The sequence below is a fragment of the Acinetobacter sp. SM34 genome (assembly GCF_022012365.1).
GTDB lineage: Bacteria > Pseudomonadota > Gammaproteobacteria > Pseudomonadales > Moraxellaceae > Acinetobacter.
The window spans coordinates 84,610-95,951 of sequence record NZ_JAKLTP010000015.1; the positions used below are offsets into that span (position 1 = coordinate 84,610).

Here is an 11,342-nt window from a genome sequence, read left to right on the forward strand (position 1 = left end):
TTATGAATAAGCTAAATGAAAAAGAAGAAATAGAATATTTACCGTACTGTATTGGGAATATTCGAAATAATGGCGTGGTCAGCACCAGCAACCGCCTGATTCGACCGATTGAACTATCATCCAATGAGTACAAAGCGCTGCTTTATGCGATGGCGGTTGCGAATTACGGTGAAAAAAATAATCAAGATCGTGAAATTACCGAGCAAACCTATATTTATTTGCATAAAGATGATTTAGGCGAATTGTTGGGTTTGGATAAAAAGAATTCCATTAATGTCGCGATTGACCGGATCTATAAAGAACTGTCATCTCGAGTGGCCCATTTTGTCATTGAAGAACCTGTAGATGAAACCAAGCGCAAAATAAAAAAAGTTCATTCTGTGGTACCGATTATTCGAGAATTGCGTTGGGAAGATGATGCTAAAAATGCCTTGCAAATCCGTTTTACCAGTGAAGTGTTGCCTTATTTTACCCGTCTTGCAAGTGGCAATTTTACCACTTACCAATTGAAAGATTTATTTGCTTTAGACTCCGTGACCAGTATGAGTCTATATTCCTATTTTATTAAAAATGAGTTCAAGTACGCCAATCAAGAGTCGTATGAGGTTGAACTGTCACTGGAAAATATAAAAGCATTAACCGACATTGGTGAGAAGAAATATGATCGTTGGGTCGATTTCAGACGTTATGTGCTCGATAAAATTGTTGAAGAAATTAATGAAAGAACCAGTCTGAAGCTAGAATATGACACCATCAAAAAAGGCCGTCCTGTTGTGGGGGTCCGGTTTAGAATTGTGAGTGGACATACTGAAACTGTTATCCTGCAAGCTAATGAAAAGACTCAAATCTACTTGGATGTAAATTTTGATGATAATGCCATCGTGAAAGAGCTGGGGGCGAAGTTTGATATGACAGTACGCTCCTGGTATATCTATGCCAATGATCCGAATTATAAACAGTTCAGCAAGTGGTTTAAGACTGAAGGCTGCTTAACCGATTCTCAGGCGAACGTGATTGTGAACGATATTATGTTTCAAATGGATTTTGCTGTGGCGGGTGCATCCATGAATGATTTCAAGAGAGAGATGAAATATAAGCTCAAAAATGATCCTAACTTTGTTCAACAAAATCACGCGCGTTTGAATGAGATTTTTGGTAAAGAAATTATTTAAAAAGTGTAGCAACTTACTACAGGTTTTGTGGCGACACTTTAAATCATATTTTTGGATCATATATTATTTTCAGCGTGTAGCAACTTGCTACAAGTTTTAGCATGTGTCCCCATTTCAATTCAATATTTGAAAAAATAAATCAAAGCGACAAAAGAGGTCATATAGGGTGAGAAACTTTGGATAATCAAGCTAAACTCTATCTATTGTTAAAAATTAAACTGATGGATTCTGTATGACCTAGGTATAATGGCAACAGCTACAAAAACAACTTTGGAATATTGCCAATACTTTACGCGGCACCATGGGGAAGATGAATTCAGTGATTACATTCTGGGTTTTATTTTCTTTAAATATTTGTCGGAAAAGTTAGGGCGTGTCCTCATTTGGCTTTGCACCAAATAAATATGCAGGCTATACGGATCATAGATTTATAATTGCGTGCCAGTTTATCAAATCGAGTGCAATAGCACGGAAATGTTTTAATCTCGCAAAAGCATTTTCAACTAAATGTCTTAATTTATATAGATGTTTATCAAATTCCTTATTCGATCTCTTACTGTTTGATCTCAATGAAATAATAGGGATCATATTCTTGTTCTTGGCACATATTCTAATGTGCTCGGCATCATACCCCTTGTCAGCAATGAGATCAGTTGCCTCGCCTACAATATCAATCAGTTGTTTTGCAACTTGACTGTCGTGGACGTCACCCCCAGTGATTTTAAAATCAATCGGTAATCCATTCGCGTCGGTTGCAAGATGTATTTTTGTTGTTCGTCCACCGCGTGATTGTCCAATTGCTCTTTCGAAACCATGCCGAGCTCCACTTGCATGTTGATGCACGCGTATGTAGCTTCCATCAATGAATACCCATTCCTGATCCAGAATGCCTCGTAATCTAAAAAAAATTTATCCCATAATCCCTTACTTGCCCAGCGATTAAAGCGATTGTAAGCAGTTTGCCAAGGGCAAAGTTCTTGAGGAATATCACGCCATGTCGCACCCGTACGTAGTTTCCATAAGATAGCTTCCATGATATTTCTACTGTTTTTTGAACAGTAACAACCGTGTAATCGCATAGTATCTTGAATTTGCTGCCAAATATCATCGGTGAGAAGAGTACGTGCCATTGAAAAAATATAGAAATGAAAAGAGCTTAAAGGAGGATTTTAAGTATTTAAAACCAATTCTTCAAATGAGGACACGCCCTAGTACAGCCTTTGCTAAAATTACTTTTTTTATCTGGTGGCTGTTTTAATAATGTACTCATGATAAACATCTCGTGTCATGTATTGTTATTTTCAGCCAAATCTTCATGTATGAAGTTTACTGTGATTTCATTTGTGTAGCATTCCTTGCATCTAAGTTTTTCAATCATTCTTTTTCTGAGAATCGGGATGTGGAAACACCCGATACGTCAATGTCCATTATGTGATTTTGACTGAATAGGAGACATTGTTTACGCACAATATTTTTCATTTTTTCAATATCGTCTGGACATGTGTAGTTTGTCTGAAGGTTCTCGATCAACACGCGGTAGATGGTTTGCTGAAAATCTGCTTCCAGACCACAAAAGCCACTGGATAGGGTTAAAGCAAAACTGAAAGTGCCATCATAGTAGTTGCGAGCAGACAAGGAGTTAAAAGTACGGATGTGACGGAACGGCAAACGTCGAACTTCTAATACGATTGAAACTTTAAGCAAAGATTTAAGAACCAAATCGTAATACTTGCGATCAAGCTCCTCGAAACCTAAATCACTGCAATTTTTTCCCATGTAAATTTATCGTAGTTAGATTCACGATCTAACATGCGTAAATATAGGTAATTCAAAGTCATCACACTTTCAATAGACTTAAACCCGAAAAAAGCGTAGTTGCTACCATTGATCGTACAGCGTATATCTTTTTTAACTATTATTTTGTCTACCACATAAAATCCTTATGTAGTTCAGAAAGTAAAATAAGTTGCTTGTTTGTTTGAGTCATATTGGTATCAAAAAGTAGATAGATTGCTTCAAAATAGAATAAAAAATGTTTTTTTAAATTCAATAATATATTGACTTATACCATGTTTTAACTGGCTTAGCTTAGATGATATATAGGGTCTAAAAAATTAACTGATTGACTTAGGCCAACAAAAAAAAGTAAAAAAAATGGATCATATTTCCATGATGTATCCTTACTTTTGTATAGTAAATAGCCTAAGCGTTCAAAATATTGCCCAAATGTTTTCAAACAAACAATCTCAATATGAGGAAAAGGGGGGAAAGAAGCCAAGTGAATCGCTGAGAATTATTTTTTAAGATTTCCTGTACGCGTTCACTTCGCTGGTGAAGGATTTACTGGGTTGAAACCAGCCAACCAGGTTGACTTGGGCGCCGCAGCAGCCGATCAGGCTCTTCAATCTGGCTTAGCACGTATCATGTGCGGTTGCCGGTGACATACCACGCATTTTTTAGAGCGCCTCAATCAGCTTAGTTCTCATGCAGCTTCACAGCTACACCGTGAGCCCGCCCACCATACAGAATAGAATTGGTTAACTATGTAGGGGAGGAAGTTTAAGGCTCCCTGCAGGTCCACCTAGGATGTCTTGTAGAAGAATAATAAACACTTGATAAAATTTATAACCCATCATACTGATATATAATCGATTACAATCAAGTAAACTGAGCGACTGGAGCAGCGATGTCTGTACAGCATTTCGATGATGATACCCATGAAGATGATTTAATTCATCCAGAACAGCGTGCGCAGGCAGCAAGTAAAACCACGTGGGTGAGTGTATTTGTCAACCTGTTTTTATCCATCTTTCAGATTGTGGTCGGCATTTTTGCCAAGTCCCAAGGCCTGATTGCAGATGGTATTCATACCCTCAGCGATTTGGTGGCGGACTTTATTGTTCTGTTTGCCAACCATCACAGTAAAAAAGAAGCCGATGAGGATCATCCTTTTGGCCATCACCGTTTCGAGACAGCAGCCTCTTTTATTCTCGGCCTGCTGTTATTGGGAGTCGGTATCGGCATGCTGATTATGGCAACGAACAAAATTCTTAACCCTGAAGACATTCCAAAAGTACAGGCAGTGGCCTTGTATATCGCAATGCTGGCTCTGGTGGGGAAAGAGTTATTGTTCCGTTATATGCTAAAAGTGGCCAAAAAAGTCAAATCCAGTATGTTGGTGGCGAATGCGTGGCATGCCCGTTCTGATGCCGCTTCATCTCTAGTGGTGCTGGTCGGCATTGCCGGAAACCTGTGGGGTTATCCTATTCTTGATCCGATTGCTGCCTTGGTGGTCGGTTTGATGATTATAAAAATGGGCTGGGAATTTGGTTGGCAAGCATTAAGTGATCTCATGGACAGGGCAGCAGATGAACATGAAATCAAAGCAATAGAACAGACTTTTCTCTCCACTGAAGGTATTCAGGGGGTGCATAATATTCGTACCCGTAAAATGGGCGATATGATTATTGTGGATGCGCATATTGAGGTCGATGGCAATTTGAGTGTGCGTCAAGGACATGATATTTCAGTGAATGCGAGAAATCTGGTGATGAAGAAGCATCAGGTGATTGATGTCATTACCCATATGGATCCTGTTTAATTTATCTCAAGGCTATGGGTACACAACCTAAGCGACTGAGCGTTAAACCACAGTGGATTGACAGCGAAAAGTCGCTTCATCCGCTCCACTGTCACCTTGTGCTTCCTATTGAGGGTGACACGACTGCTATAAAATAATTTTGAAAGATGTCTTTAGAATAAAATTTGGGTAAGCAGGCACATGAATATAAAGAAACTCGCTGTTGTCGGTGCAATTGTGATTCTGGGGCTGGTGGCCTATCTGGTCTGGAAAAATATGACCCAGCCGGATACACAGGCTTTAGTCAGTGGCAATGGGCGGATTGAAGCGACTGAAATCAATATCTCCAGTAAGTTGTCCGGACAGCTGGAAGAAATTTTGGTGCAGGAAGGAGATTTCGTCGAACCAGGCCAGGTTTTGGCACGAATTAAGGTTTCTGCCTTGGAAGCACAGCTGCGTGAAGTTCAGGCCCAGCAACGTCAGGCACAGGATGGTATTGCGACTGCAGAAGCCCAGGTGGCCATGCGTATCAGTGAAAAAGCTGCAGCCGCAGCCATGGTCGAGCAGCGTGAAACCGAACTGGTCTCTGCCAAAAACCGTCTGGCACGAACCGAAATTTTGGCCAAAGACGGGGCTGTCTCTAAACAGCAGCTGGATGATGAGCGCGCCGATGTCAAAAGTGTTGCAGCCGTGCTGAGTGCGGCAAGAGCACAAGTAGACAGTGCACAAAGTGCGATAGTGGCAGCGCGCAGTCAGGTGTCGAGCGCACGCTCGCAAGTCGATGCCATCAAGGCCACCATAGAGCGGATCAATTTCGATATTGAAGATGCCCAGCTCAAGGCACCCTTGAAGGCACGTGTCCAGTTTCTGGTGGCACAGCCGGGTGAAATGATTGCCGCAGGCGGACGGGTCATGAACCTGATCGATCTGTCGGATGTTTATATGACCTTCTTCCTGCCGGAAACTGTGGCCGGCCGCATCGCGATAGGCAGTGAAGTCCGTATTGTACTGGATGCAGCCAAAAACGTGGTTATTCCTGCCCGCGTTTCTTTTGTCGCAGATACTGCACAGTTCACACCAAAGACGGTGGAAACTGAAAGTGAACGTCAAAAACTCATGTTCCGGATCAAGGCAAAAATAGATCCCGCCTTGCTACAAAAACATATTCAGCAAGTCAAAACCGGTCTTCCAGGCGTAGCCTATATCAAAATCGATGACAATGCTGCCTGGCCCGATTTTCTCAGCAATCTGGTTAAATCATGACCACCTCATCTGTACAGGACACGATTATTGCCGACATTCAGCAGGTCAGTCTGAAATACGGCAAAACCCAGGCCTTAAAGGACATTTCCCTGTCATTGCCTGCGGCTTGCATGATTGGTCTGATCGGTCCGGATGGCGTGGGAAAATCCAGCCTGCTGGCATTGCTGGCTGGTGCCAAGGTGGTTCAGCAAGGCCGCTTGATGGTGCTTGGTGGCGATATTGCTGACCGAAAGCACCGCAGAGAAGTCTGTCCACATATCGCCTATATGCCACAAGGACTTGGTAAAAACCTGTCCAAAACCCTCTCGGTTGAAGAAAATCTACAGTTTGTTGCCCGTCTGTTTGGGCACAATGCTGCAGAAAGCCGAAAACGTATTGATGCACTAACCAAAAGCACGGGACTGTATGACTTCCTTGATCGTCCGGCTGGGAAACTGTCCGGCGGTATGAAGCAGAAACTGGGCCTGTGCTGCTCCCTGATTCATGATCCGGACTTTTTGATCCTGGATGAGCCCACCACTGGGGTTGACCCCTTGGCACGTGCGCAATTTTGGGAATTGATCAACCGTATTCGTAAGGTGCGGCCACAGATGAGTGTCATTGTTGCCACGGCGTATATGGATGAAGCGCAGGGCTTTGACTGGCTGGCGATGATGGATGCAGGCAGCATCCTGCAAACGGGTACACCGCAACAGTTGCTGGCCCAGACGGACAGCCATAGCCTGGAAGAAGCTTACATCAAGCTTTTACCGGAGGAAAAGAAACAGGGTTATGAACCGGTGGTGATTCCACCTTTAGCGGATGATGGTTCAGATGGCTATGCCTTGGAAGCCAAGGATCTGACGGTCAAATTTGGTGATTTTACCGCAGTGGATCATGTCAATTTCCAGATTCGCCGCGGCGAAATATTTGGATTCTTAGGCTCCAATGGTTGTGGTAAATCGACCACCATGAAGGTCTTAACCGGATTGCTGGAAGCTTCGGAAGGACAGGCTTGGCTGTTCGGGCAAACGGTGCAAGGCAGTGATATTGCCACGCGCAGGCGTGTCGGTTATATGTCGCAATCCTTTTCACTCTATAGTGAACTGACCATTATTCAGAATCTGGTGTTGCATGCCAAGTTATTTCATGTGCCGGCAGAGCAGATCGCATCACGTGTGCAGCAGATGTTGCAGCGTTTTGACCTGATGGAGCTGAAAGACAAATTGCCTGACGATTTGCCGTTAGGGATCAGGCAGCGTTTGTCACTGGCGGTAGCACTGGTGCATAATCCGGAAATTCTGATTTTGGATGAGCCAACTTCCGGTGTAGACCCGATTGCCCGGGATAAGTTCTGGCATGATCTGATCACTCTATCGCGCAAAGATGGGGTCACCATCTTTATTTCCACCCACTTTATGAATGAAGCCGAGCGCTGTGACCGCATGTCGCTGATGCATGCCGGACGGGTGCTGGACAGTGCCGCACCGGCACAATTGATGAAAAGCCGGCAGGCTACGACACTGGAACAGGCCTTTATTGGCTATCTGCTGGATGCTGGTGCAGGCAGCCAGCCTCCCGCAGAAGAAAAGCTGGAGAGTCGTTCAGCCGATCAACCGCCCGCCAAGATGCCGCAAAGAAAATCCAGCCGATTCAGCCTGCAACGCCTGTTTAGTTATGCCTGGCGCGAATTGCTGGAACTGGCCCGTGATCCGATTCGTGCCACCATGGCGCTGGTCGGCTCGATTATCCTGCTGTTTGTGATGGGCTACGGCATTACCATGGATGTGGATGATCTGACTTTTGCGGTGCTGGATCGTGACCAGACAGGGCTAAGCCAGAATTACAGCATGAGTATTGCCGGTTCGCGTTATTTTGTCGAAAAGCCTCCTTTGCAAGACTATGACGATTTGGATCAGCGCATGCGCCGCGGCGATATTTCTTTAGCCATCGAGATTCCGCCCGGTTTTGCCCGCGATGTGGCCCGGGGTGAAGAGGTCAAGATTGGTGCCTGGATTGATGGAGCCATGCCACAGCGTGCCGAAACGGTTCAGGGTTATGTACAGGGCATACATGCACACTGGTTGATGCAGCAGGCCCTGCAGCAAAGCGGCTATAAAATCTCGAGTACGGTCAATGTGGAAACCCGATTCCGCTATAATCCGGATATCAAGAGTCTGCCGGCGATGGCACCGGCCTTATTTCCGCTGCTCATCCTGCTGATTCCAGCAATGTTGACAGCGCTTTCTGTGGTGCGTGAAAAAGAGCTAGGTTCCATTGTCAATTTATATGTCACCCCGGTCACCCGCAGTGAGTTCCTGATCGGCAAGCAGATTCCCTACGTGGTGCTGGCCATGCTGAATTATTTCCTGATGTGCCTGATTATTGTGGTGATATTTGATGTGCCGATTAAAGGCAGTTTTCTGACCCTGACCTTGGCTTCATTATTATTTATTATTTTTTCTACGGCTACGGGTCTATTGGCCTCCGCGCTGACCAAGAGCCAGATTGCTTCGATGTTTCTGGTGATGCTTGGCACGCTGATTCCGGTGATGCAGTTTGCCGGTATTATCAATCCTGTCTCTGCTCTGGAAGGCTTTGGTCGCTGGTTTGGTGGGATTTATCCTGCTACGCATATGGTGAATATCAGCCGTGGCGTGTTTAACAAAGCTTTAGGTTTTGAGGACTTGCATCAGTCTCTTTGGATCATTCTGCTGTCGGTGCCTGTCATTATGTGTGCAGCAATCCTTGCGCTAAAAAAACAGGAGTCCTAGGATGTTCAGCCAGAAAATACAGAATATCTACCAGCTCGGTTGCAAGGAATTGTGGAGCTTATGGCGTGATCCGGTCATGCTGATCCTGATCATCTACACCTTTACTGTGGCGATTTATACAGCGGCTACCGCTATGACCGATAGCCTCAATATGGCCCCGATTGCGATTGTGGATGAAGATCATTCGACCTTGTCCGAGCGAATCACTTCGGCAATGTATCCGCCTTATTTTATTCCACAAAGTACTGAACTGAATTATATGGATGCCGGAATGGATGCCGGTGAGTTTACTTTTGCCTTAAATATTCCGGTTAATTTTCAGGAAGATGTGCTGGCAGGAAATGAAGCTGTGATTCAGGTCAATGTGGATGCCACACGCATGTCCCAGGCGATGATCGGGGCAGGTTATATTCAGCAGATTGTACAGGCCGAAGTCAGTGAATATCTGCTGCATAGCAGGGAGGTCAACAGTATGCCAGTTGAGCTGGAGATGCGTGCCCGCTTTAACCCGACGCTGGACCAAAAATGGTTCGGTAGTATCATGGAAATCATCAATAACGTGGCGATGCTCTCTATCATTCTGACTGGAGCAGCTTTAATCCGGGAACGTGAACACGGTACGGTGGAGCACCTGATGGTGATGCCAGTGACGGTGTTTGAAATTATGATGTCCAAGGTCTGGTCCATGAGCCTGGTGGTATTGCTTGCGGCTTTTGTCGGACTAAAATTGGTGGTGCAGTTCGCTCTACAGGTTCCGATCGAAGGCAGCTTGTTACTCTTCTTCTTTGGTGCGTTATTGACGCTGTTTGCCACAACTTCGATGGGAATCTATCTGGCCACCATGTCGAAATCGATGCCACAGTTCGGTCTATTGATGATGCTGATTCTGATTCCGATGGAAATGCTCTCAGGCGGGATGACTCCACGTGAAAGTATGCCAGAGTATTTACAGTATTTTATGCTGATTGCACCGACCACGCATTTTGTCGAGCTGGCCCAGGCTATTCTATATCGAAATGCCGGGCTGAATATCGTTTGGCCGTCGTTTCTCTGGCTGGTTGGAATTGCCGTGCTGTTTTTCTATGTGGCCTGGAAACGCTTTAAAGACACGATTCATACCATGACCTGAGCATAACCAAGGGCGAGTAAATATCAGTATTTTTAAATATTGTTAAGTTTCCCGTAAAGATAGCTGTGCTTGGGACGTCATCAAACTGATGTGATACTAGCAAGATTTCACTGGGACTGAATGTACTGAAAATAAAGATGTTTTTTGAATAGCCACCATTCTCCTAGACAAATTTAGTCTATTCTTGGACTGCCACCACTCTCCTAGACAAATTTAGTCTATTCTTTTTGCATAGGAGAGAACATTATGAGTGGACAATAGATCTCTTTCATAAATTAAAAAATGTTCAATATTAGATTTTTTTAAATCAGTACGGCCTCATTTGATTGATTTAATTTTTTTTCCTTTTCGTAGGCAATCTCTCTACTTTTGAAAGGTCAAAAGTAGACAAAAACCTTTTTTTTCCCATACACGACTTCCTTGTCGTGATGGGAAACGTGTAGCATCCATGCCACACTCATGAATCTAATATCGACTATAATCTATTTTCAATTTTGGCTTTACGAACAATTTTTAGTTTCTAAAATGATTTATGAAAGAAGCCCAATGATATACCGAACCCATTCAGTTTTGCTGACTGGATGAACTGAGGATCAGAAGGCTTCTTTGAGTCGATTTATTTCATATGCAGATTATGCATGAATGTTAAAAATTCGACGGTACAATAGTTAACAACAATAATTAGATTATTTTTAGATTTCTTTAAAATTATTAGCTACTGCTAAATTTGTTTATGATGATTACAATTAAGTATGTTTTTATTAAATTGATTCTATGACTTCCAGAAATAATCTTCCTAAAGTTATTGCTTTTGATGCCTTTGGTACACTTATGCAAATTGGGCAAATTAGATCACCTTATCTAAAATTAATGAAATGGCTCAAAGATAATGGTCGAAAGCCTAAATCGAATGATGCTTCAGTGATTATGTCAAATTATGTTGACCTCGCTGAACTAGCACAAATTTTTGGAAAAAGAATTTCAGAAGATCTACTTCAAGAACTTCACGAGGATCTCGAATTTGAACTACAAACAATTAAAGTTTATGAAGATGTAATACCTACATTAATGGAACTAAAGAGATTAGGATTTAAATTAGCTTTGTGTTCTAACTTAGCTAAACCATATGGTAAAGCGCTAAGTCCTTTACTCCCATATTTTGATGTAAGTATATTGAGTTATAAGGTTGGTGAAATTAAACCTAACACTCAGATATACAATATTTTGATTGAAAGATTAGGATGTCAAATGAGTGATGTGCTATTTATAGGCGATCATCCTTATTTAGATGTAGAGAAACCATTAGAATTAGGTATGTCTGCAAAATTAATTGATAGAAAAATTCATCAGACAATCCGAGATGTTCTTTCTAGTATTATAAATTTAAATCATCTTACTTAGATCATTAGATCTCTTTCATAAATCAAAAAACGACCAGCTTTTTA

The 11,342-nt window shown here is 42.9% G+C and carries 8 protein-coding genes and 2 pseudogenes; 8 read left to right on the plus strand and 2 right to left on the minus strand.

The genetic code is table 11. The features are described 5' to 3' along the window. Positions 1 to 2 precede the first annotated feature (2 nt). Both LZZ98_RS12965 and LZZ98_RS12970 read left to right on the plus strand, forming a co-directional pair. Positions 3 to 1,172, plus strand: a complete 1,170-nt coding sequence (locus tag LZZ98_RS12965; RefSeq protein WP_237788206.1) for a replication initiation protein — start codon at positions 3 to 5, stop codon at positions 1,170 to 1,172. Between the two features lie 277 nt (positions 1,173 to 1,449). Continuing rightward, positions 1,450 to 1,541, plus strand: a pseudogene (locus LZZ98_RS12970) (type I restriction-modification system subunit M N-terminal domain-containing protein); the annotation flags it as partial. Between the two features lie 10 nt (positions 1,542 to 1,551). On the opposite strand, the pseudogene LZZ98_RS12975 reads toward LZZ98_RS12970, so the two are convergent. Both LZZ98_RS12975 and LZZ98_RS12980 read right to left on the minus strand, forming a co-directional pair. Further along, positions 1,552 to 2,302, minus strand: a pseudogene (locus LZZ98_RS12975) (IS5 family transposase). Positions 2,303 to 2,546: 244 nt separating this feature from the next. After that, a complete protein-coding gene (locus tag LZZ98_RS12980) occupies positions 2,547 to 2,891 on the minus strand; it encodes a hypothetical protein (protein ID WP_237788207.1) in 345 nt (114 codons plus the stop codon). A 563-nt stretch (positions 2,892 to 3,454) separates the two neighbouring features. On the opposite strand from LZZ98_RS12980, the gene LZZ98_RS12985 reads away from it, so the two are divergent. From LZZ98_RS12985 to LZZ98_RS13010, 6 genes are all read left to right on the plus strand, one after another. Continuing rightward, positions 3,455 to 3,613, plus strand: coding sequence for a DUF6448 family protein (locus LZZ98_RS12985; RefSeq protein ID WP_237788216.1), 159 nt, complete (start codon positions 3,455 to 3,457; stop codon positions 3,611 to 3,613). 245 nt (positions 3,614 to 3,858) lie between these two features. Beyond that, positions 3,859 to 4,773: a cation diffusion facilitator family transporter gene (locus LZZ98_RS12990; protein WP_237788208.1), complete on the plus strand. Its 915-nt coding sequence runs from the start codon at positions 3,859 to 3,861 to the stop codon at positions 4,771 to 4,773. A 180-nt stretch (positions 4,774 to 4,953) separates the two neighbouring features. Continuing rightward, positions 4,954 to 6,015, plus strand: coding sequence for an HlyD family secretion protein (locus LZZ98_RS12995; protein ID WP_237788209.1), 1,062 nt, complete (start codon positions 4,954 to 4,956; stop codon positions 6,013 to 6,015). Continuing rightward, positions 6,012 to 8,768 carry a ribosome-associated ATPase/putative transporter RbbA gene (gene rbbA / locus LZZ98_RS13000; RefSeq protein WP_237788210.1) on the plus strand — a complete coding sequence of 919 codons (2,757 nt, stop codon included), beginning with the start codon at positions 6,012 to 6,014 and terminating at the stop codon, positions 8,766 to 8,768. The genes LZZ98_RS12995 and rbbA overlap by 4 nt, the downstream gene beginning before the upstream one ends. 1 nt (position 8,769) lies before the next feature. Continuing rightward, positions 8,770 to 9,897: an ABC transporter permease gene (locus tag LZZ98_RS13005; RefSeq protein WP_237788211.1), complete on the plus strand. Its 1,128-nt coding sequence runs from the start codon at positions 8,770 to 8,772 to the stop codon at positions 9,895 to 9,897. A gap of 774 nt (positions 9,898 to 10,671) precedes the next feature. Next, entirely contained in the window at positions 10,672 to 11,298 is a 627-nt protein-coding gene (locus tag LZZ98_RS13010; protein ID WP_237788212.1) for an HAD family hydrolase, read from the plus strand. Positions 11,299 to 11,342: the final 44 nt, after the last annotated feature.

Excerpts from the sequence above, each read along its gene's own strand:
- LZZ98_RS12965 (WP_237788206.1), top strand. The coding sequence starts at position 3 with ATGAATAAGCTAAATGAAAAAGAAGAAATAGAATATTTACCGTACTGT.
- LZZ98_RS12990 (WP_237788208.1), top strand. The coding sequence starts at position 3,859 with ATGTCTGTACAGCATTTCGATGATGATACCCATGAAGATGATTTAATT.
- LZZ98_RS12995 (WP_237788209.1), top strand. The coding sequence starts at position 4,954 with ATGAATATAAAGAAACTCGCTGTTGTCGGTGCAATTGTGATTCTGGGG.
- rbbA (WP_237788210.1), top strand. The coding sequence starts at position 6,012 with ATGACCACCTCATCTGTACAGGACACGATTATTGCCGACATTCAGCAG.
- LZZ98_RS13005 (WP_237788211.1), top strand. The coding sequence starts at position 8,770 with ATGTTCAGCCAGAAAATACAGAATATCTACCAGCTCGGTTGCAAGGAA.
- LZZ98_RS13010 (WP_237788212.1), top strand. The coding sequence starts at position 10,672 with ATGACTTCCAGAAATAATCTTCCTAAAGTTATTGCTTTTGATGCCTTT.